The following is a 21,713-nucleotide window of genomic DNA, read 5'->3' as shown; positions in this document are numbered from 1 at the left end:
AGGATTTTCCCTGTTGGCGCTGGTAGTGAATCTCATTCGTGGATGAAGAGAGCATGAAGACGCGAACAGACTGTACGGTACGGTTTGCTTTTGTCTCAGGTTAAGACTGTGTTAGCATCCGTCCCCTGTTGGCTGCTGCCCCTGTTTAGTAGGTACCAAAAAAATGATTAAGCAGCGTACGCTCAAGAATATTATTCGTGCCACCGGAGTCGGTCTGCATACCGGCGACAAGGTGTACATGACGTTACGCCCGGCTGCGCCGAACACTGGCATCGTGTTTCGTCGTACCGATCTCAATCCGCCGGTGGATATCGCCGCGCGCCCCGATAATGTCGGCGACACTCGCTTGTCGACCACGTTGGTCAATGGTGATGTGCGCGTATCGACCGTGGAGCATCTGCTCTCGGCGATGGCCGGACTCGGCATCGACAATGCTTACGTGGATCTTTCGGCGCCTGAAGTGCCGATCATGGACGGCAGTGCAGGCCCTTTCGTATTTCTGCTGCAGTCGGCAGGTATCGAAGAGCAGACCGTCGCCAAGCGCTTTATCCGCATCAAGAAGCCGATCAAGGTGCAGGAAGGCGACAAGTGGGCGAGTTTCGAGCCGTTTGAAGGCTTCAAGGTCGGCTTCTCGATCGAATTCAATCACCCGATCATCAGCAAGCGCACCTCGCGCGCCGAGATCGATTTCTCCACCACCTCCTTCGTCAAAGAAGTGAGCCGCGCACGTACTTTCGGGTTCATGCGTGACATCGAGATGCTGCGCGAACACAACCTCGCGCTGGGCGGATCGATGGATAACGCCGTGGTGCTGGATGATTACCGTGTGCTCAACGAAGACGGTCTTCGTTACGAAGATGAGTTCGTCAAGCACAAGATTCTCGATGCGATCGGTGATCTTTATCTGCTCGGTCATAGCCTGATCGGCGCCTACTACGCGCACAAGTCGGGTCATGAGTTGAACAACAAGCTGCTGCGTACCCTGATGGCCGATGCCAGCGCATGGGAAGAAGTCAGCTACCAGGACGATCCGGCCACTTCGCCGATCTCCTATGCACACCCTGCTCAAGCGATCTGAACCAGCGCGAGCGTGATCTACCTTTAAGGCCTCGAGAAATCGGGGCTTTGAAGTTTCCAAGGATAAGGATTGTCGATGAAAGCCCTGCTGCGCTTACTGTCGTTATGCCTGTTGCTGGTTGCTGCCAGCGTGATCCACGCCGAGACGGCACGCCCAGAAGTCGGGCCGCAAGTAAGGGCGTACAGCGGCAGCGAGGGCTTAAAGGTCTGGGTGCTGCGCGTCGGGCCGCGTACGGCCAATGAAGCTTTGATCCAGGTCGGCGGCATCGATCACGACTGGAATATGAAGATCCAGAAGATGACGATGGAGATGGTGCGGGAGCAGCCGCGTTATTCGCTCACCATCAAGGGCGAAAAATTCGTCGCATTGATTCTCGATGGTGAAGGTGGTGGCGAGATCTATCTGCCGGGCGAGGCCAAGGCGCGTCATGTTTCCTATAGCGCCGAGCTATCCGAACAGGGCAGTCCCGAGGGCTTTCTCACCGACTACCTGGGGCAGGCCAAGGCGCCCCGTTAAGCACCCCTGGGCTACACAAAACTAACAAAAGGCTGCATCGAGAGATGCAGCCTTTTGTTTTATCAGTTCTTTTTTTGATTCTGTCGACTGCTGCTCATGTGATCGTGACTATTCGGCCTACCGATTGCGCGCGAGCGTGGTATAAAACCAGCTTCGTCTTTTCGGGCTAGGTCATCTGGCTAGTCGAGATGAGCCGGCCGGAGGGGCCGGGAAACGCATCAGGCGGAGTCGTCGGAGCTGGAGCCAGAAGCACCGGCGGCCGCTGCCAGTTCAAGGAACAGTTTTTGTAATTCGGGGTCTGTGATGGACGCCGCGGCGGCTTTCAAGTGACGGGCTGCGGTGATCGAAAGCGGTTTTGACCGATCCGGCTCGGTATGGGCTGGCGGAGGGGGGGCCACTTTCACGGTGACAAAACTGGCGTGTACGCCTATGGCGTGCGCGGTGGCGAGAATCTGCGTCTGCATAAGGCGCAATCGCGACGCCCACGCCGGGGATGAAGCCAAAAAAACAAGACGGCCGTTGCGCAGGTTGGCAAATCTGACCTGCTCACGGAGCGGTGACGGCAATGTCTGACGCAGTGCGCGGTCTAGTGCCTCCAGTTCGCTGGCCTTTTTGGCAAGGGCAGCAACAGGGCCACATTCGGTAATGGATTTCATTCCAGTGCCGGTGCGGCGGGGAGGGCGGGGTACGTCGCGCTGCATGGATGCCGACATCTTCGACGTGGAAAAACATGCAAATCATACTGGTATCACGCACCAAAAAGGTGCCGAAAACTCTAGATCTGGCGGATCGGCGCTTGCGCTACCGCTTGATCGGCATCGCCGCCGCCGCTGTCCTCGGTTGCGCCGGACTGGGTGCGACGGTGGCCATGGCCTTGGCCAGTCCTCGCGATCGGGCGCTGGCTGAGATCGAGCAGCTGAACAAGCAAGTGAAGCAGCAAGACGGTCAGCTGGGCAGCATGCGTAAAGACGCTCAGCGCGATATCGACGCGCTGGCGGTGAAGCTGGGTCAGTTACAAGCGCAATCCACCCGCCTCAATGCCTTGGGTGAGCGCTTGGCCCAGGTCGGCAAGCTTGACGATGGCGAGTTTAATTTCGGTGAGCAGCCAGCCGTTGGCGGCGTGGAAAGCAGTTCGGATGAGCCCTATGCGTTGCCGCAAGCGCTAGACACCGGGATCGAGCAACTTTCGGCTCAGTTCGACAGCCAGCAAGCGCAGCTTTCCGCACTGCAAAGCCTGTTGCTGGATGCCAAGATCGAGTCCAATCTCAAGCCGACCGGCATGCCCGTCCAGGGCTATATCTCCTCTTATTTCGGTGGTCGCCCGGACCCGTTCAGCGGCCACAGCGCGACGCACACCGGCATCGATATCTCGGTGCCCACGGGCACACCGGTCGCCGCGGTGGCCGAGGGCATGGTGACCTATGCGGGCATCCGCAACGGTTATGGCGATGTCATCGAGATCGACCATGGCAATGGCTATATGACGCGCTATGCGCACAACAGTGCGTTGATCGTGAAGCCGGGCCAGCGGGTGCGTGTTGGGGATGTCATTGCCAAGGCGGGTTCTACCGGGCGATCGACGGGTTCGCATGTGCATTTCGAGGTTTGGTACAACGGCCGGGTGGTCAATCCCCTGGCCTTTGTGCGTAATCACCGCTAAGTCGGGATCGTCGCTCAGCACAAGGGCGGCCACGCCCTTGAAAGATCCCTTGCTTGTCGCCACTCCTGAGCAGCCGGGATGGTGACGGGGGGCAAGCCGGGGAGGCTTGCCCGATAGCGCATGGATCATCGGCAGGAGATCCGCAGCGTTTGGGATAGCCCGCTGACCCTAGTATCATCATCCCTTTCGCCCCGCGCCGATTCACTTGGCGGGTCGTTTTTGTCTCCAGATCCGGAAGATCGATGTTCAATCGTGCCATGACAAGCCTCTTCGGTAGCCGCAACGACCGCGTGCTACGCCAGCTTTCCAAGTCGGTCGCGCGCATCAATGCGCTTGAGCCCGAATTTGAAAAGTTGAGTGATGCGGCACTACGCGGCAGAACCGATGAATTCAAGCAGCGCGTGGCTGCCGGCGAGTCGCTGGACAAGTTGCTGCCGGAGGCTTTTGCGGTGGTGCGCGAGGGCGCCAAACGCGTACTCGGCATGCGTCCTTACGACGTGCAGCTGATCGGCGGCATGGTGCTGCATTCGGGCCGCATCGCCGAAATGCGCACCGGCGAAGGCAAGACCCTGGTCGGCACGCTGTCGGTGTATCTGAATGCCCTGGAAGGCAAGGGCGTGCATGTGGTCACCGTCAACGACTATCTGGCTCGCCGCGACTCGGCGCAGATGGGCCAGCTCTACAATTTTCTCGGTTTGACGGTAGGTGTGGTGTGGCCCGGCATGGATCATGCCGACAAGCATCAGGCTTATGCCGCCGACATTACCTACGGCACCAATAACGAATTCGGCTTCGACTATCTGCGCGACAACATGGCGTTGTCCAAAGACCAGCGCTATCAGCGCGGCCTGCATTACGCCATCGTCGACGAAGTGGACTCGATCCTGATCGACGAGGCGCGCACGCCGCTGATTATCTCCGGCCCTGCCGAAGATTCACCGCAGCTGTATATCGCGGTGAACAAGATTGTGCCGAAGATGATCCGCCAGGAAAAAGAAGACGGCAGCGGCGATTACTGGGTCGATGAAAAGCAGAAGCAGGTGCATTTGTCCGAAGAGGGCATGTCGCACGCGGATGAGTTGCTGCGTCAGGCCGGAGTGATCGAGACCGATAGCGGTCTCTACGATTCGAAGAATCTTGCCGTCGTGCATCATCTCAATGCGGCACTGCGCGCCAATGCAATTTATCAGCGCGATGTGGACTACATCGTGCGTGACGGCGAAGTGGTCATCGTCGATGAATTCACCGGCCGCACCTTGGTCGGTCGTCGCTGGTCCGATGGCCTGCACCAGGCGGTCGAGGCCAAAGAGGGCGTGCCGATTCAGCGCGAGAACCAGACGCTGGCGACGGTTACCTTCCAAAACCTGTTCCGCATGTACAAAAAGCTGGCCGGCATGACCGGTACGGCCGATACCGAGGCGTACGAGTTCCAGCAAATCTACGGTCTTGAAGTGGTGGTCATCCCCACGCACAAGCCGATGATCCGCAAAGACAACTCGGACATGGTCTTCCTCGCGCAAGAGGTCAAGTACAAGGCGGTCGTCGAAGACATCAAGAGCTGCCACGAGCGCGGCCAGCCGGTCTTGGTCGGTACCACCTCGATCGAAGTGTCCGAGCTGCTCTCTGCCTTGTTGACCAAGGCAAAGATCAAACACGAAGTGCTCAATGCCAAACAGCACGAACGCGAAGCGCATATCGTGGCCCAGGCCGGTGCGCCCGGTTCGGTGACCATCGCCACCAACATGGCCGGCCGCGGTACGGATATCGTGCTTGGCGGCAGCCTGGAAGCGGCCTTGGCCGAACTTGCTGAAGGCGCCACCGATGCCGAGCGCAAGCGCGTGCGCGATGAATGGCAGAAGCGTCACGACAAGGTCTTGGCGGCTGGTGGCCTGCACATTATCGGTACCGAGCGGCATGAATCGCGCCGCATCGATAACCAGCTGCGCGGCCGTTCCGGTCGTCAGGGCGATCCGGGTTCTTCGCGTTTTTATCTGTCGCTGCAGGACAACTTGCTGCGCAGTTTCGCCGGCGATTGGGTTGGCCGCTGGATGCGCATGTTCGGCATGATCAGCCGGCAGATCGAAAAGGCACAGCGCAAGGTCGAACAGCATAACTTCGACATCCGCAAACATTTGCTGGAGTTCGACGACGTCGCCAACGATCAGCGCAAGGTGATTTATCGCCAGCGCGATGAATTGCTGGAAGTCGATGATGTCTCCGAGACCATTGCCGACATTCGCGACGACGTCGTTACGTCACTGGTGCTGCGTCATGTGCCGGCCGATAGCATTGATGAACAGTGGGATATCCCAGGTCTCGATCGTGAGCTTGAGAGCGAGTTCGGTCTTTCGCTGGATCTCAAACACTGGGTCGAGCAGCAGCACGAGATGGATGCCGCTTTGCTGCTCAAGCATGTGCAAGAGGGCACGGATGAGCTGTTCAAGGCCAAGGAGGCGCAGATCGGCAGCGTCACCATGCGGCAGCTTGAGAAGCACATCATGCTGAGTGTGGTCGACAATGCCTGGAAAGAGCATTTGGCGAGCATGGATTACCTGCGCCAAGGCATCTATCTGCGCGGTTATGCGCAGAAGCAGCCGAAGCAGGAGTTCAAGCGCGAATCGTTCGAGCTGTTCTCCAGCATGCTTGACCGCATCAAGGTCGAAGTGGTGCAGATGCTTGCCCGCGTTCGCGTGCGCAGCGAAGAAGAAGTCGCCGCGATGGAAGTCGAGCAGCAGCGCGTAGCCGAGCGCCTGCAGAAACAGATGCACACCAGCGGCGGCGGTGCGCCGGTCGGCGCCCTCGGTGCGGATGCCGAGGCCTTGGCCCTGGGCGCGATGCAGAATCAGTCGGTCGAACAGGTCGACGGCACCAAGGTCGGCCGCAATGATCCGTGCCCCTGCGGCTCGGGCAAGAAATATAAGTACTGCCACGGTCAGCTCAACTGATGGCCATCGCCTCTCCCCTTGCCGGGAGAGGATGTAATTTATGTGGCGCTGCCTGCTTGGGGTAAGCGCCACTGGGGTTAAGTGACGTCGCCCCGCTTACGCCCGGATTAAAGTCCACGTTGCGCGTTGCGATGCATCGCCCGATGAGCGATGGAGCCGATGCTTCAGGTGGCGAGAGGCACTGCCGTTGCAGCGACTGAATCAGTCGCCGCCGCCCGGTGGACGCTTGCGGTGTGGCTCGGCATTGACGGTGATATAGCGAGGCTCCTCGCTATCGAGTTGCAGCGCGGTGAGCTTGCCGCCCCAGACGCAGCCGGTATCGATGGCGTAAATACCCAGCCCCGCAAAGCGATCCAGCGCCGACCAGTGACCGCAGACGACGCGTGACTCGCGCCGGCGCATGCCCGGCACCTCAAACCAGGGATACATGCCCGGTTTCTGCGTCCCCGGCGCACCCTTTGCCTCAAAATCAATATGACCGTGGATGTCGCAAAAGCGCATCCGCGTCAGTGTGTTGATCGAGGCGCGCATCCGGTCGATACCTTGCAGGCGGCTCGACCAGGCGGTCGGCCGGTTGCCGAACAAGTTCTTCAGGATGCGCGGATGACGCGGGCTGGACAGCTCACGCTCCACTTCCTGAGCGGCACGCTGGGCTTGGCGCAACGTCCAGGAAGGGGCCAGGCCGGCATGCACCATGGTCCAGTTGAGCCGCTCGTCGTGATGTAGCAGTTTCTGACTGCGCAGCCATTCGAACAGCACCGGCGCGTCCTCGGCGAACAACACCTCGCGCAGTTCCGGATTGACCTTGGACTGTGCCTCCGGCCTGCGCTGGGCAATCGCCAGCAGGCTCAGGTCGTGATTGCCCAGGGTGACGATGACCTGCTCGCGCAGGTTGTGGATCAGGCGCAAGGTGTCCAGCGACTGGCCGCCGCGGTTGACCAGGTCGCCACAAAACCACAAACGATCCTGGGCGGGATCGAAGCGGATTTTCTCGAGTAGGCGTTGCAGTTCGGGATAGCAGCCCTGCAGGTCGCCGATCGCATACGTAGCCATCAGCGCTGCACCATCAGTGCAAGGTACGCGGAATGGAAAGGGTGAAGGGTGGAATCGGCGCCTCGAAGTGGGTGCCGTCATCGGCCAGCATCTGATAGCTGCCGTACATGGTGCCCACCGCGGTTTCCAGCACGGCGCCAGAGGTGTACTGATAGTCATCGCCCGGACGCATCCAGGGCTGCTCGCCGACGACGCCTTCACCGCGAACCTCTTCCACCTTGCCATTGGCATCGGTAATGACCCAGTGACGGGTAATCAGGCGCGCTGGTACGTCACCGTTATTACGCAAGGTGATGGTGTAGGCGAACACGTAACGATCGTCGGCAGGCTTGGACTGGTCGGGGACGAAACGGGTTTCGACCTGCACGCCGATCGTGTAGGAAGATTTTTCGGTCATGCCGCGATTGTACGGGTTGCCGCGATGCATGGGGCAAACCTGTTTTAACGAAGGGGCGGCTTTATCGCCCCAGGCCAGGCAGGGATCGCGTTGGTCATGGTTTCTGCGCTTAGGCGGGCAGCTTGGCCAGGCGCACGAAGTCTTCCGGGGCAAGGGTTTCCGCGCGTGCTTTGGGGTCTACATCGGCACTGCGGATGGCGCTGCTGTCGAGCAATTGTTTCAGTGCGTTGCTCAGTGTCTTGCGACGCTGCGCAAAAGCGGCTTTGACGATGGCGTACAGGCGCTCGGGGTCGGCATCGTGTAATTGTTCGGGCGGCAGCGGGGTCAGCCGCACAACGGCTGAATCCACTTTCGGCGGCGGCCGGAATGCTCGGCCGCCATGCGATCGACGACTTCTTTCTGCAGCATGAAGTGCATGTCTTCGATGACGGCGGTGTGCGCGACGCAATGAAACAGAATGGGGCTGGAAATGTAATAAGGCAGGTTGCCGGCGATGCGCAGCCGCTCGACTCCCTGGCGGTGGGCGAGCGCGCTGAAATCGACCTTGAGTACATCGGCATGGACGATGCTGAGCTCGCCGACCTCGTTGGCGCGGGCCTGCAGGCCGGGAATCAGGTCGGTGTCGAGTTCAATGGCGGTGAGTTTGCCGGCGGCGGCAAGCAAGGGCAGGGTCAGTGCGCCTTCGCCGGGGCCGATCTCGACCACGAAATCATCGGCACGCGGTGAGATCGCGCTAACGATGCGCTCGATATAGCGCTTGTCATGCAGAAAGTGTTGGCCGAAGCTTTTTTTGGGACGAGCATTCATTGGAAGGGTTTCCGGCAAGGTGGATGCCTCGCCTCAATCAGTCGCCTCATGTTGAATCCAACACAGGCGACGGAAAAATAAGTGGTCCGGTGCGCGATTAACTCGGCGCCACGAGATTCATGGCCATCTGGGCCGCGGCAATCAAACTGGCCGGGTCAGCCTGCCCACTACCGGCCAGGTCCAGCGCCGTGCCGTGGTCAACGGAAGTGCGGATAAAGGGCAGGCCCAGCGTAAGGTTGACGGTGCGGTCGAAAGCTTCGCTTTTCAGCACCGGCAGTGCCTGATCGTGATACATCGCCAGCACGGCATCATAGCGTTCGCGCTGGGCTGGGACGAAAGCCGTGTCGGCGGGCAAAGGGCCAATTAACAACATGCCCTCGTCGCGCAAGGCGTTGAGCACAGGAATAACCGTATCGATTTCCTCGTGCCCCATATGACCGCCTTCGCCGGCATGCGGATTGATGCCGAGCACGGCGATGCGTGGCTTTGCCAATTTGAATTTGACGACCAGCTCGGCCTGCACGATACGTAACGTGCGCGTCAGTGTCTCGCGGGTGATCGCCGCGGAGACCGCCGACAACGGCAGATGCGTGGTGACCAGGGCAACGCGTAGCTCCGGGCTGGCCAGCATCATGACGACGTCGGCGCGGGCGCGCTCGGCAAAAAACTCGGTATGGCCGCTGAAACGGATGCCGGCTTCGTTGATCGAGGACTTCTGCAGCGGCGCGGTGACGATGGCGTCATAGCGGCCGGCCATACAGCCATCGGCCGCTTCGGTGAGGGTGGCGAGCACGTGGTGCGCATTGCGTGGATCGGGCCGGCCGGGGGTTTCCTCGATGGCCAGCGGCACATGCCGTAGACGCAGCGAGCCAGGGCGGCGCTGATACACGGCGGTACCGTCGTCGTCGATCAGTTCAAGCGGCAGTCCGCAACGAACGGCGGCGCGTTGCAGCAGCGCGCGATCCGTGACCGCAACGAAATTGGCCGCCAGCGAAGTGGCGGCCAATCGGATCAATAGCTCGGGGCCGATGCCAGCCGGCTCGCCTGCGGTAACGGCGAGCCGGGGAAGGGCGGGGGCGCTCAAGGTCATTGAGGCATTGATCTTGGGATGGGCGATATCAGGAGGATTTGTCCTGCGCTTTAGGCGTGTTTTCCGCGTCACGCAACTCAGGCACCAGGATGTTGACGTAGGCGCCGGAACGCATTTCGCGTAGGTAGTCCTCAAACGCCTGTTCGGCCTTGCGGTTACCGATGGCCTGACGCGCCTGGTCGCGTTCGATCTCAGTGGTGCGATCGCTTTGGCGCTCGCCCTGGCGCTGCAGGATGTGCCAGCCAGCCTCGGTCTGGAACGGCTGCGAAACCTGATCGTCCTTCAGCTGGCCGAGCTGCTGAGACACCGCGGTGCCCCAGGCCTGCTGCGGGAACCAGCCCATGTCGCCGCCGGCATTAGCGGTGGTGTCGTCCTTGGAGTTTTCTTTCGCCAGCTTGGCGAAATCTTCATGCTTGGTGACGATGCGGTTGTAAAGATCCTGCGCCTTCTGGTGCGCCTGGTCCGGCGTCAGCAGCTCACTGGGCTTGATTAGAATCTGCCGCGCCTTGTATTCGGTAATGACCTGGCGGCTGGGCGCGCGCTGATCCACCAGCTTGAGAATATGAAAGCCGGTGGGTCCACGCTGGGCCGGGGTCACATCGCCCGGCTTCATGGTGGTGATGGCCTCGACGAAGGCCGGTGGCACTTCGTCCATGCGGCGCCAGCCCAGATCGCCACCCTCTAGGGCGTCTTGCGCATCGGAGTAGCGGATGGCCGCGGCGTTGAAATCCATGCCGCCCTTGATGGCGGCGACAGCCTGCTCGGCCTTGGTCTGCGCCGTCTGGATATCGGCCGCGGTACCGCCGCTGGGCACGCTGATCTGGATATGCGCCAGATGTACCTCGCCCGCCTTGTACGTCGGGCTGGCGAGCAGGTTGTTGATCTCGCTGTCGGTGATATTCACCGAATCGCGCACTACGCTTTCATGCAGGCGCTGCACGATCAGCTGATCGCCCAGCTGCTTGCGGAAGGCGGCAAAACTGGAGCCTTCCTGCTCCACCGCGCTGCGCAGCTGCTCGGGAGTCATTTTGTTCTGCTGGGCGACACCGGCAACGGCCTGGTCGATGTCGGCATCGGAAACGCGGACACCTTGATCGTTGGCGCGCGCGATCTGCAGCTTCATCAGTACCAGGCGGTCCAGCACCTGGCGGCGCAGCACGTCGATCGGCGGCAACTGGCTGGGGTCGCTGGCGTATTGCTGCTGCACCGAGCGAACGGCTTCGTTCAGCTCGCTTTGCAGGATCACGCTTTCATCCACCACGGCCACGATGCGGTCCAGCGGCTGATTGCCTGACGCAGCGGCCTGAGGCAACAGCTGGGCGTGGGCGGGCAGGACTGTTGCGGCCGCAACCGCGAACAGGAAGGTAGCAAAGGATTGCTTCATCAGTATGGAACCCGGCCCAGCAGGGGCATATGTAATTTATTGATAGCCAAGAATATCACGTCGCAGCATTGGTTCGATCTGCGTGCTGGACGAGCCCATACCCTTGAATTCGATTTCGAACATCACGGCATTGTTGCGGCTGGAGATGGTGCCCGGCGGTGGCGGACCGTAACCGGAATAACCCAGATTTACGTAATTGCGATCGACCACCCGCAGAGCGACGCAGCAACTGTCATATTCAACGCCAGCCAGTGCCTCGATCGTCTTGTGATCCAGCGCAGACCAGGTCCAACTCCCCAGCAGTCTCCAACGATCCGAGACCGGGTAGACCGCAGAGGCGCTGTATTGTTCCAGCAGCCCGCGGCGGTAGCGATAGGAGAAATTGAGGATGCCGTTGTTATTCAGGCGGTGCTGCAGCTCGAATACGCCCAGGTCGGTTTGGCGGGTGTTGGGACTCCACTGGTACTGGGTGCTCACGCGCCATTGGTCGTTCAGCTGCATGTTTAGCTGGGCGACGTAGTCCGAGCTGGACCAGTCGGTCGCCGGGGTAACCGTGGTCTGACTATTGGGCAACTGCACCCGTTGCTGGGTGAAATAGTGGATCTGGCCAAAGCTGGCCGAGAGCCGCTCCACACCGTTGTCGTCCAGCAGGCGCGTGGTAACGGCCCCGGTCAGGTTATTGGCGTTCATCTGCCGATCCGCGCCGGAGTACTGGTTGGGCGAGAACAGCTGCCAATAGTCCAGTGACATCAGGTTGGTATCGAACAACGGCAAATTGTTCTGATTGCGGTAGGGCACGTAGAGGTAATACAGGCGCGGCTCCAGCGTTTGTGTGTAGCTGGTGCCGAACAGCGAGGTGCTGCGATCGAAGATCAGCCCGCTATCCACGCTGGCGACGGGTAGCCCGCGACTGGGCGTGCGGCTGGTGTAGGGCGAGGTCTGGTTCGGGCCCAGCCACTCCGTCAGCCCGTTCGAGTAGCCGTAGTTCTGGTAGTTGCCGTTGAGCTGGTAAGCCGTATAGCGGTAGGCCAGCTTGGGGCGGACAAACCACGAGGCGCCCTGAAAATAGGCGGCCATGTACGGGTACAGGTCGAGGCGGTCGCCATCGATGAAGTTACGCTGATGGGTGGTAACGCCATTCACCGGGGTGAACAAATACTGCTTTTTGCTAAAGGCCACCGCTTCGTCGTTCATGCCGAACTCAAGCCAATGGTTGATCGGTACATTGATGTTCAGCGCGGCGCGTGGCAACCGGTTATACGGGTTGATGCTATCGGGCAGGAACGGGTTGACGTTTTGGTAAACGTCACCGCCGATCTGCGCATTCCACCAGCTGCTGCCACCCACCACATACACGCTAGAGGTCAGCGTACCGATCGAACTGTTGTACAGATCGTTGCCGAAGTCGTACAGGTAGTTGCGGTCAGAAGCGTGATTGATATTGGTGGTCAGCGACCAGCTCTGCCATAGATGCGAAACGCTAAGGTATTTGACCAGGTAGCGCGTATCGCCCTTGGTCTGGGTAATGGTGCCGTCGTTGCCGCCGTTGTCCTTAGGCACATATTCCAGGTTGAACTGGCCGGTGTAACCGCCCTGGAACATATAACGAAATTCGCTGCCCAGCATCGGGCCGCGGCTGGTGTAAAGGGCAGGGGTCAGCGTGGCGTCGTAGTTCGGCGCCAGATTCAAATAGTACGGCGCGAGAATGCGAAAGCCGGCGCGGCTGGTATTGCTCATGACCGGGGTGAGAAAGCCGGTCTGGCGCGAGTTGTCGATCGGAAAAGTGAAGTACGGCATATAAAAGAACGGGACCTTGCCCACCCGCATGGTCGCATCACGCGCCACGCCGCGGCCCTTCACCTTGTCGATAAGAATCGATTTGCCGCGCACTTCCCAGACATGATGACCCAGGTCACAGGTGGAATACGTGGCCATGCTGTAGCGGCTATGGTCCGCATCGAGCATTTCGCCCTGTGTCGCAATGCCATTGCCGCGCGAGGTCAGCATCTGATAGCGCACGTTGTCTTTGGCCAGGCCGTGGCTGGCATCGGTATTGCCGCTGACGTGGTCTGCGGCAACCAGTTGCCCCGCCTCTTGGTAGCGCACATGGCCGCGTGCGTCGTAGTCGGTGGTGTCGCTGTTGTAGTCAGCGGTGTCCGACTGCAGCAGCTGGTCGGCGCGCTGCAGCTTGACCTGTCCGCTCAAGTGATAGACCGTCTGATTCGAACTGTCGACGTTCTCGGCCCACACCAGCGTGTTCGAGGTGTCGCGAACCGAGCTGTCCTTGCTCATGCTAGGGTCGTAAAACTCAAGCAGTGCGTTCGGGCGGCACATGGCGTAACTGTCGGGCCGGGCCGGACAATGGAACGAACCCAGCGGACAAGCCGGCACCTCGCCATCGAGTGATGCTTTGCGGTGTTGGCTATTTTTCGCCTCGGCGTGGCCACTGGCCAGGGCGAGGGCGGCTGCAACCGCAAGCAGGCGGCGCGCGGGCATGTGGCGTAGCGTAGGCGTCACGATGGCAATCTGTTGGGTTTGAAGGATCGTTAAGCTAGCAGAAAGCCCCCATCTAGGGCAGGTAATCCCCTCACCGTTGCCAACGAGAATTCAGCATGAGTCATAGCAAACTGAACAAGAGCGATGCCGAATGGCGTGCCGAACTGAGCCCGGAGCAATACGCCGTGTGCCGATGCTCGGCGACCGAGGCGCCTTTCAGCGGCAAGTGGTATGAGCACAAAGAGGCCGGTACCTACGTGTGTACGGCGTGCCGGGCGCGCTTGTTCGCCTCCGATGCCAAGTACGACTCCGGCTCCGGCTGGCCGAGCTTCTTCCAGCCGATGCTGCGCGAGGGGGTCAGTGCGCATCAAGACGAAAGCCATGGCATGCATCGTACCGAGGTCCGTTGTGCAGAATGCGGTTCGCATTTGGGGCATGTTTTCCCCGATGGCCCCAAGCCGACCGGCTTGCGCTACTGCATCAATTCGGTAGCGCTGGATTTCGTGCCAACCAAGTAAAGCCTGCGCTCCTGACCCGCGGTGCCCCATTCGAGCCGGGGCGTGTTTCTCAATCGAGGAGCGCGCCCACATGCGCCGTGGCGCTGGCCGCCAGGGCGCTGAGGTTGTAGCCGCCCTCCAGACTGGAGACCAGTCGGCCACCCGCGTGCGCAGGGGCCAGGGCGACCAGGCGCTCGGTGATCCAGGCGAAGTCTTCGTGGTTCAGGCGCAGGTCGGCGAGAGGGTCATCGCGGTGCGCGTCGAAGCCTGCCGACACCAGCACCAGCTGCGGCTTGAAGGCGTGCAGCCGTGGCAGCAGCATGCCGTCCCACAACTCACGAAATTCGTAAGAACCATCGCCTGGCGAAAGCGGCGCGTTGACGATATTGCCGACACCTCTTTCGTCCTCACGGCCGGTCTCCGGATACAGCGGCGACTGATGGCTAGAGATAAACAACACCCGCGGTTCGGTGGCAAAAATAGCTTGCGTGCCATTGCCGTGATGGACATCGAAATCGGCGATGGCGATCCGCTTCAGACCGTGCGCGGCGAGTGCATGCGCGGCCGCCACGGCAATATTGTTGAACAGGCAAAAGCCCATCGCCTGGTCGGCGGTAGCGTGATGGCCGGGCGGCCGCACTGCGCAAAAAGCGTGGCCGTCACGCCCCGCGATGACGGCATCTACCGCAGCGACTACCGCACCTGCGGCGCGAAGCGCGGCCTCGGCAGATGCTGGCGACATCAAGGTGTCTTCATCCAGACGAAGCGTGCCGCTGGCCGGTGCGCTGGAAAGAAGGCGCTCGACATAGGCGGCATCGTGCACCCGCAACAGCTGTTCACGGCTGGCGCGCGGAGCTTCGACGCGATCGATCGCGGCGAAGCGGTCGTGGTCCAGCGCTTGCAACACGGCACGCAGGCGCGCTGGTGATTCAGCCTGGCCAGGGCCGGGGTCATGCTGCAAGCAGGCCGGGTGGGTATAAAGCCGCAGCATGCCGGTTAGTCGGTCTTGGGTTTACGGCGGCGTTCGTGTTGCCACAGCACCTCGCCGTGACCACTCGCGCGAGCCAGCACGCGGCAAAGTACGAACAGCAGATCAGACAGCCGGTTCAGATAGCGCTGCGCCTGCGGTCGAATCTCTTCCACGCGACCCAGGGCAATCACTTCACGCTCGGCACGCCGACATACGGTGCGCGCCAAGTGGCCGCAAGAGGCGGCCATGCCGCCGCCCGGCAAGATGAAATCTTTCAAGGGCGGCAATGGCTCGTTGAAGCCGTCCAGCACCTGCTCAAGCCGGTCGATGTCGCCGTCCTCGATCATCGCCATGCCGGGAATGCACAGCTCGCCGCCCAGGTCGAACAAGTCGTGCTGCACCTGGGTCAACACTTCACGCACGGCGTCATCGACACCATCGGCGGCCAGTACCATGCCAATGGTGCTGTTGAGCTCGTCCACCGTGCCGTAGGCAGCAACGCGCAGTGAATCCTTGGCGACCCGTGAGCCATCGCCGAGGCCGGTGCTGCCATCGTCGCCCGTGCGGGTGTAAATCTTGGAAAGTCGGTTGCCCATCAGTGGTTCCGGTTCAAGGTGCTAATAGCGTGTCGGTACGAAGGATACGACGATGCGCCACGTCGATCAGGCTAGCCTGGGGCTTGCCGTCATGGGTGTAGAACAGCAAGGCCGTGCCGTCTGCTTGCAGAAAGGATTTTTCCAGGCAGGCGTCAGCTTCGATCAATGCTTCGGCGTGGTTGCCGTCGATGTCGGCAAGGCCAATACGATAACTACCGCCAGCTTCGGTTTTCGACCAGGCCCAAGCGCTGGGCGCCGTGTCGGTGGGATCGTTTGCGCTGAGCGCATCCAGTTTGCAGATCACTTCCGCATGATCGGCAAAAAGCCAGTGATTCGCCCCCGTCGCAGCGTCGTAAAACAAGGTGTTGTGATTCACTCGCTGCGCAGCATCAAGCACGTACTCGGGGGAGTTGCCGTAGTAATTTTCAGATAGCTGTGCGGTGTACACGCGGGTACCTGCGACAGGCTCAAACGAGCCCAGCCCCAAGGCGGGAAGTTTAGCCGGCTCGGCAGGCGCGCTTGCTTGTGACGAAGCACCCTGCGGCGAGCTAAGTCGAGACTTCCACTGCCGTTGCCAATCCGTCAGATAACTGATGACGATCAGCAGGCCAAAAACAAAGAACATCAAGCCGTTGATGCGCCAGATCCAGCAAAACACGCGCTCAGTGCGGTTTTTGCTGGCATCCCCTGGCGCACCAAGCATGCTCATCGTGCCGTATGGCTGGCGTTATGCCCCAAGGTCTTGACCAGCTGGCTGACGAGCACGTGCAGTACCGCACCGGCACCCACGTAGATCGCCGTGGAGGTAAGGAAGATCACATACCAATCGCCCAGATTGGCAAACCATGCACCGAAGCTACGCGGCTGCGGCACGCTGGCGCTGATCCAGTAGAAACTGCCGTTGGAGATCAAATAAGAAATACCCTCGCTGACCAGCAGGGCTGCGGCGGCAAGCGCCAGGGTCGGCAGGCGCAGACCCTTGTAATGGCCGGCCAGCCAGCTGCCGCCCAGCCAGAGGCTGAAATAGGCCGGTACCAGAAACCAATAGGCCGCCGAGACGCAGTAATGACTCCAGAAATCGATGCCCTGGCCGGTGATCACCACATAGTCGATCAACACCGCCAACGCCATCAGCAACGGAAAAGCCCAGCGAACGGAGCCGCGCAGCCAGAAACCCGCAAGAAAGAACACCGCCATGGAGGCGTCGGGCAGGTAGTCGAAATGATGCAAAAAGTGATGCGAGCGGGTCGCCGCCATTACCAGGGCGAGCGCCAGGAAAATGCCGAGGCGTCGGGTGAGCGTGGTAGCCATGAGTTGCTCCGTGGTCGGGCGGTGTGTTGCAAGGGCGGCTAGTTTAGCCGATTGAGGGCGGGGAGCAGGGAGTGGTCGGTTTGGAGAGGGGGGACTGCGGCTAGCGGAACTGCAAGCGGGGAGCGAGGGATGGGGAACAGGTGACGTGAACGTCGGGGGTGAAGTGCCACGTTCTTTATTGGATCTTTTTTGTACTTGCTTTATCGCCCCTGCTTTTTATGCCGGTTCCCCCCAAGGAACAGCAACCGTCATTCAACGCGTATCATTGCCGCCCATGAGTGCCATGGATTCCTCCTCATCCCCTGTATTGATCGTCGGCGGTGGCTTGGTCGGTGCCAGTCTGGCTATTGCGCTGGACGCTGCCGGTTGCGCGGTCACCCTGGTCGAAGCGGCAGCGCCGCGGGTCGATGCCCAGCCCAGCTATGACGAGCGCAACCTGGCTTTGTCTCGCGCCACCGTGAACGGGCTCAAGGCGATTGGCGTGTGGCCGCACGCGGCGGCGAAGGCCACGCCGATCCGGCATATCCATGTCAGTCGCAGCGGTGAATTTGGCAGCGTCCGATTGGATGCGGACAAGCATGGTGTCGACGCCTTGGGCTGGACCCTGCCGGCCCGCGAGCTTGGCGCCGCCTTGTTGCACCGGCTCGATGAATGCACGCGGCTGACCCGTTTGGCACCCGCCACCTTGCACGCGCTGGAGTCGTCGGCGACCGGTTGGCAGGCACACGTTCGTACACCTGATGGCGTTCGGCAGCTTGATGCCGGCTTGCTGGTGGGCGCCGATGGCACCGGGTCATTCGTGCGCGATCAGTTGCATATCGGCGCGCAGCGACAGGACTACCAACAAACTCTTTTTGTCTGCACGGTGACGCCAGAGCGCGATCATGCAAACCGCGCCTATGAGCGCTTCGCCGACAGTGGCCCGGTGGCCTTGCTGCCGTTGGCCGAGCGCCGTTGCGGCTTAATCCTGACCGTGTCGGCTGACGAGGCGGATGCGGTGGCAGCCATGGACGACGCGGCGTTTATCGCCCTTGCCCAGCAGCGTTTCGGCTGGCGCCTGGGGCGTTTAAGCCGCCCCGGCAAACGCCACCCCTATGCCATCCACCGGGTGGCTGCCGAACGCCTGATCGGGCCGCGCGCCGTGTTGGTCGGTAACGCGGCGCAAACCGTGCACCCCATCGGTGCGCAGGGTTTCAACCTTGGCTTGCGCGATGCGCTGACCTTGGCCGAGCTGGTGGCCCATGCCGCCGATCCCGGCGCTACGGCCTTATTAGAAAACTATGCGGCACGCCGCGAGCCAGACCGCGAAGGCACGATGACGATGAGTCATGGCCTGGTCCGCCTGGCCTGCCTGCAGCAACCTTTGCTTGGCCCGCTGCGCTCGCTTGCCTTGCTGGCCTGCGACCGCCTGCCGCCGTTGCAGCAAGCACTTGCCTGGCGCGGAATGGGCTTTCGCGATCAACCACCGCAAGCCGTGCTGGAGTCCTTGCCATGAGTACGACGAGCTTATCGACACGCAGCGACGGCGCTCGTCGACGCGGCCCTTCGCTGGACGTCGCGGTGGTCGGCGGCGGGATGGTGGGGGCCGCCGCGGCGCTCGCCCTGGCACGTGCCGGATTCGCTACCGCGCTGTTGGATGCGCGGGCTCCGGCGCCATGGCAAGTTACCGATGAAGTGGATTTGCGCGTGGTTGGATTGGCGCCATCCTCGATAGCCTTGTTGGATGAGCTTGGCGTTTGGGCGTCTATTCGCCAAGCACGCAGCAGCCCATATGCGCACATGCATGTATGGGACGCCGAGAACGGCGCGGCCATCGATTTCGACGCGGCCACCGAGCATCGCGAGCTGCTCGGTTACATTGTCGAGAACAATCTGGTGCAGTGGACACTGTGGCAGGCGCTTGACGCCGCCGGTGTCCGCCGCCTGTGCCCGGCTGAGGTGCGTGGATTCGAGGTCCGTGAGGAGCGTATCCAGCTCGATCTGCTCCATGCCGAGTCATCCGGTGTCGATCAAGCTTACGGCGGGCCCTTGTCGGCGCGCTTGCTGGTGGCTGCCGACGGTGCTGGCTCGCCGCTGCGTCAGCTGGCCGGTATTGCCACGCGGGGGCGCGATTACACCCAGCGAGCCATCGTCGCTCACGTCGTCACCGAGCGCGCGCACCAAAAAACCGCCTGGCAGCGTTTCTTGCCGAGCGGGCCGCTGGCGCTGCTGCCGCTGGCCGATGGCCGTAGCTCCATCGTCTGGTCACTGCCCGAGGACGAAGCGCAACAGGTGCTGGCCTTGGACGATGCCGGTTTTCTCAACGCGTTAGGTGTCGCCAGCGATTTCCGGCTGGGCCGTATCACCGCCACCACACCGCGCGCGGCGTTTCCACTCAAGCTGCAATTGGCCGAGCGCTATCAGGCTGATCGCTTTGTCTTGCTGGGCGACGCTGCCCATGCGGTGCATCCGCTGGCCGGGCAGGGCGTGAACCTGGGGTTGCGCGATGTGGCCGAGCTACGCGACACCTTGGTCGCCGCGCGCGAGGCTGGCCGCGATATCGCCGCTGCGCAGGTGCTGCGCCGCTACGCGCGACGTCGGCGCAGCGCCGATACGCTTGACGCGTTAGGTTTCGATGCCTTGGCGCGTATCTACGCATGGCAGGCGCCCCCGCTGGTGGCTGCACGTGGGCTGGGTGTGCGTGTGCTCGATCGCCTGGCACCCCTGAAGCGGCGCATCGCAGGGCACGCCGCTGGGCTTTGAATAGCAGTACCCATCTCAGCGTAAACGATGAGATGCCCGCACCATTCAACTACCGTGAGGACTTCGCAATGCGTATGGCTCGACTTGGCTGTTTGCTCTTGCTCGCCACTTGTTCTTTCGCCGCACAGGCGAAAATGGTGCACAAGCCGGTGGAATGGAATCTCGACGGCACGACCTTCCACAGCGTCTTGGTTTACGACGACGCGGTCAGCGCAAAGCGCCCGGGCTTGGTGATGGTGCCGAACTGGTACGGTGTCAACGATGACGCCTTGACCAAGGCCGATGGCATTGCCGGCAAGCAATACGTGATTCTGGTGACCGATATGTACGGTCAGAAGGTTCGCCCGACCAGCGACGATCAGGCGATGGCGGCGGTCAAGCCGCTGTACGGCGACCGGGCATTGATGCGTAAGCGCATCGGCACGGCGTTGGATCAATTGAAGGCGCAGGCCAAGGACGCACCGCTCGATGTCGCGCATCTGGCCGCGATCGGTTTCTGCTTTGGCGGTTCCGCGGTACTCGATCTTGCTCGTAGCGGTGCGGACATCGCCGCGGTCGTGTCCTTCCACGGCGGGCTGACCACCGATAATCCCGCGCTGTCAAAACAGATCAAGGCGCGTGTGCTGGTGATGAACGGTGCCGACGACAAGGGCACCATGCCCGATGCCGATAAGTTCATGGACGAAATGCGCGCCAGCCCGGCCGATTGGCAATTTGTGGTGCTCGGCAATGCCGTGCACTGCTTTACCGAGAAAGGCCAGAACAAAGAAGGTTGCCGCTACGACGAGCGTGCCGCGCAGCGCAGCTATCGGTTGATGCACGATTGGCTACATGCCGCCTTCGCCGGTACGCCGTAATCTCAATGGTCCGTTAGAGGGGGAGCGGTCGCTTGGCGATATGCTCCCCCGAACCTAAGCCTTGCGGTCAGGCGATTTGCTCGATCCGCGCCCGTTGGCACAACGGATAGCTGGCCATGAAATCGTGTAGCAGGGTTTTCATCTGCGCAAACGAATGGCCGTACATGTAGAAGGCGGTTTCGGTCGGCCCTTGCCAGTAGCTATGCACGCGCCCGGCCTGTTCCAGCAAACGATCAAATTCGCTGTAGACCACATTGGAGTCGCATTCGGCGTAGACCTGGTCGGGCAGGTCGGTGCCGTTGAGGTAAACCGCCATGCCTTCGTTGAGGCCGATCGGCAGCTGCTGACCGCTCGATTCCACGGTCAGCCGCGAACCCTTGGGTGCGCCCAATTGCTCCAGCAGCTTGCCAATCCGGGCCAGGTTTTGCTCGGACAGCGACTTCAGCTCGATCTCGATATCGCAATATTCGACTTCGCCGTTGACCGCCTGCATGGTGCCGCCGCCATTGATTTCACCCAGATCGTATTCGCGCAGCAACTCGCTCAGTGGGTCCTCATAGATTTCGCCGCGATGCAGCGGCTGACTGCGCGCGTTGAGAGTGGCCGTGACGTGGCCGGGCGGGGCGCTCTTTTTCCGGAAAATATGTTTGAACACATCAGCCTCCATGCCGAATCGTTGATAAGTCAGAGGGTTTTTGAAACGCGACCGCGATCAATAACTGCGTTGTACCGAATAATCAGCCAGTGCGGCTAGTGCATCGCGATGGGTCGAAGCGGGCAATGCCTCCAGCGCGGCCCGTGCGGCATCGGCATGAGCCACGGCTCGCGCATGGGTGCGTTCGAGCGCGCCCGAATCACGAATGGCCGCGATGATGCGGTCGAGCGAATCCAGGCCGCCGTGTTCGATCGCGTGGCGTAACGACTGCGCTTGTTCGGCGCCGGCGGGGTCCGACTGCGTGCTTTCCAGGGCATAGATCAGCGGCAGGGTCGGTTTGCCTTCGGCCAGGTCATCGCCGATGTTCTTGCCCAGCGTGTCGGCGTCAGATACGTAGTCGAGCAAGTCATCGGCGATCTGAAACGCGTAACCCAGCTGCATGCCGTAATCGCGCAACGCCTTGACCTGTGCCTCGGGCAGGCCGCCAAGAATGCCGCCCAGCTCGGTGGCCGCGGCGAACAGCACCGCTGTCTTGCGTTCGATCACCGCCAGGTAAGCGGCCTCGTCGACATCGGCGTTGCCGATATTAAGCAGTTGCAGCACCTCGCCCTGGGCGATGGTGTTGGTGGTGTCGGCGAGGATGCGCATGATGCGCATGT

20 protein-coding genes and 1 pseudogene are annotated in these 21,713 nt (G+C 61.2%); 8 read left to right on the top strand and 13 right to left on the bottom strand.

Going from position 1 to position 21,713, the window contains the following annotated elements; translation table 11 throughout:
• Positions 1-163: 163 nt before the first annotated feature.
• A complete protein-coding gene (gene lpxC, locus OUZ52_RS14055; RefSeq protein WP_266159044.1) occupies positions 164-1,078 on the top strand; it encodes a UDP-3-O-acyl-N-acetylglucosamine deacetylase in 915 nt (304 codons plus the stop codon).
• A 75-nt stretch (positions 1,079-1,153) separates the two neighbouring features.
• Positions 1,154-1,594, top strand: coding sequence for a hypothetical protein (locus tag OUZ52_RS14050; RefSeq protein ID WP_266159043.1), 441 nt, complete (start codon positions 1,154-1,156; stop codon positions 1,592-1,594).
• 218 nt (positions 1,595-1,812) lie between these two features.
• On the opposite strand, the gene OUZ52_RS14045 is transcribed toward OUZ52_RS14050, so the two are convergent.
• The gene (locus tag OUZ52_RS14045; RefSeq protein ID WP_266159041.1) at positions 1,813-2,295 is read right to left on the bottom strand and encodes a DciA family protein; all 483 of its coding nucleotides are present in this window, start codon (positions 2,293-2,295) and stop codon (positions 1,813-1,815) included.
• A 29-nt stretch (positions 2,296-2,324) separates the two neighbouring features.
• Here OUZ52_RS14045 and OUZ52_RS14040 point away from each other — a divergent pair, with 29 nt between their 5' ends.
• Entirely contained in the window at positions 2,325-3,254 is a 930-nt protein-coding gene (locus OUZ52_RS14040; RefSeq protein ID WP_266159040.1) for a M23 family metallopeptidase, read from the top strand.
• A 242-nt stretch (positions 3,255-3,496) separates the two neighbouring features.
• Positions 3,497-6,199, top strand: a complete 2,703-nt coding sequence (gene secA / locus OUZ52_RS14035) for a preprotein translocase subunit SecA (protein ID WP_266159039.1) — start codon at positions 3,497-3,499, stop codon at positions 6,197-6,199.
• Between the two features lie 201 nt (positions 6,200-6,400).
• On the opposite strand, the gene OUZ52_RS14030 is transcribed toward secA, so the two are convergent.
• The 6 genes and pseudogenes from OUZ52_RS14030 to OUZ52_RS14005 all read right to left on the bottom strand — a co-directional run bounded on the left by OUZ52_RS14030 (position 6,401) and on the right by OUZ52_RS14005 (position 13,447).
• Positions 6,401-7,252: a symmetrical bis(5'-nucleosyl)-tetraphosphatase gene (locus tag OUZ52_RS14030; protein WP_266159038.1), complete on the bottom strand. Its 852-nt coding sequence runs from the start codon at positions 7,250-7,252 to the stop codon at positions 6,401-6,403.
• A 13-nt stretch (positions 7,253-7,265) separates the two neighbouring features.
• The gene (gene apaG, locus OUZ52_RS14025) at positions 7,266-7,649 is read right to left on the bottom strand and encodes a Co2+/Mg2+ efflux protein ApaG (RefSeq protein ID WP_266159051.1); all 384 of its coding nucleotides are present in this window, start codon (positions 7,647-7,649) and stop codon (positions 7,266-7,268) included.
• Between the two features lie 109 nt (positions 7,650-7,758).
• A pseudogene (locus OUZ52_RS14020) lies at positions 7,759-8,456 on the bottom strand (ribosomal RNA small subunit methyltransferase A).
• A 97-nt stretch (positions 8,457-8,553) separates the two neighbouring features.
• Positions 8,554-9,546, bottom strand: coding sequence for a 4-hydroxythreonine-4-phosphate dehydrogenase PdxA (gene pdxA / locus OUZ52_RS14015; protein ID WP_266159037.1), 993 nt, complete (start codon positions 9,544-9,546; stop codon positions 8,554-8,556).
• Between the two features lie 28 nt (positions 9,547-9,574).
• Positions 9,575-10,930 carry a peptidylprolyl isomerase gene (locus OUZ52_RS14010; protein WP_266159035.1) on the bottom strand — a complete coding sequence of 452 codons (1,356 nt, stop codon included), beginning with the start codon at positions 10,928-10,930 and terminating at the stop codon, positions 9,575-9,577.
• A 36-nt stretch (positions 10,931-10,966) separates the two neighbouring features.
• A complete protein-coding gene (locus tag OUZ52_RS14005; protein ID WP_266159034.1) occupies positions 10,967-13,447 on the bottom strand; it encodes an LPS-assembly protein LptD in 2,481 nt (826 codons plus the stop codon).
• A 95-nt stretch (positions 13,448-13,542) separates the two neighbouring features.
• On the opposite strand from OUZ52_RS14005, the gene msrB reads away from it, so the two are divergent.
• Positions 13,543-13,944 carry a peptide-methionine (R)-S-oxide reductase MsrB gene (gene msrB, locus OUZ52_RS14000; RefSeq protein ID WP_266159033.1) on the top strand — a complete coding sequence of 134 codons (402 nt, stop codon included), beginning with the start codon at positions 13,543-13,545 and terminating at the stop codon, positions 13,942-13,944.
• A 49-nt stretch (positions 13,945-13,993) separates the two neighbouring features.
• Here msrB and OUZ52_RS13995 read toward each other — a convergent pair whose 3' ends face one another.
• From OUZ52_RS13995 to OUZ52_RS13980, 4 genes are read right to left on the bottom strand one after another with little or no spacing between them, the layout of a single operon-like run.
• Positions 13,994-14,914, bottom strand: a complete 921-nt coding sequence (locus tag OUZ52_RS13995) for a histone deacetylase family protein (RefSeq protein ID WP_266159032.1) — start codon at positions 14,912-14,914, stop codon at positions 13,994-13,996.
• Positions 14,915-14,919: 5 nt separating this feature from the next.
• Positions 14,920-15,489, bottom strand: a complete 570-nt coding sequence (locus tag OUZ52_RS13990) for a cob(I)yrinic acid a,c-diamide adenosyltransferase (RefSeq protein ID WP_266159031.1) — start codon at positions 15,487-15,489, stop codon at positions 14,920-14,922.
• A gap of 13 nt (positions 15,490-15,502) precedes the next feature.
• Positions 15,503-16,198 carry a hypothetical protein gene (locus OUZ52_RS13985; RefSeq protein WP_266159029.1) on the bottom strand — a complete coding sequence of 232 codons (696 nt, stop codon included), beginning with the start codon at positions 16,196-16,198 and terminating at the stop codon, positions 15,503-15,505.
• A complete protein-coding gene (locus tag OUZ52_RS13980; protein WP_266159027.1) occupies positions 16,195-16,800 on the bottom strand; it encodes a hypothetical protein in 606 nt (201 codons plus the stop codon). The genes OUZ52_RS13985 and OUZ52_RS13980 overlap by 4 nt, the downstream gene beginning before the upstream one ends.
• Positions 16,801-17,083: 283 nt before the next feature.
• Here OUZ52_RS13980 and ubiH point away from each other — a divergent pair, with 283 nt between their 5' ends.
• The 3 genes from ubiH (at position 17,084) to OUZ52_RS13965 (ending at position 20,399) form a co-directional block, all read left to right on the top strand.
• A complete protein-coding gene (ubiH, locus tag OUZ52_RS13975) occupies positions 17,084-18,295 on the top strand; it encodes a 2-octaprenyl-6-methoxyphenyl hydroxylase (RefSeq protein WP_266159026.1) in 1,212 nt (403 codons plus the stop codon).
• Complete coding sequence (locus OUZ52_RS13970) at positions 18,292-19,542, top strand: UbiH/UbiF/VisC/COQ6 family ubiquinone biosynthesis hydroxylase (RefSeq protein WP_266159025.1); 1,251 nt, start codon at positions 18,292-18,294, stop codon at positions 19,540-19,542. Before ubiH ends, OUZ52_RS13970 begins: the two co-directional genes overlap by 4 nt.
• A gap of 68 nt (positions 19,543-19,610) precedes the next feature.
• Positions 19,611-20,399, top strand: a complete 789-nt coding sequence (locus OUZ52_RS13965; protein WP_266159024.1) for a dienelactone hydrolase family protein — start codon at positions 19,611-19,613, stop codon at positions 20,397-20,399.
• 67 nt (positions 20,400-20,466) lie between these two features.
• On the opposite strand, the gene OUZ52_RS13960 is transcribed toward OUZ52_RS13965, so the two are convergent.
• Positions 20,467-21,054, bottom strand: coding sequence for a hypothetical protein (locus OUZ52_RS13960; protein ID WP_266159023.1), 588 nt, complete (start codon positions 21,052-21,054; stop codon positions 20,467-20,469).
• Between the two features lie 57 nt (positions 21,055-21,111).
• A partial coding sequence (locus tag OUZ52_RS13955; RefSeq protein WP_266159022.1) for a polyprenyl synthetase family protein occupies positions 21,112-21,713 on the bottom strand: 602 nt, incomplete at its 5' end.

Source organism: Dyella silvatica (assembly GCF_026283955.1).
GTDB classification, from domain to species: Bacteria; Pseudomonadota; Gammaproteobacteria; order Xanthomonadales; family Rhodanobacteraceae; genus Dyella_C; species Dyella_C silvatica.
The sequence above is the reverse complement of the archived record's forward strand: the minus strand, read 5'-3'. Positions and strand labels throughout refer to the sequence as shown.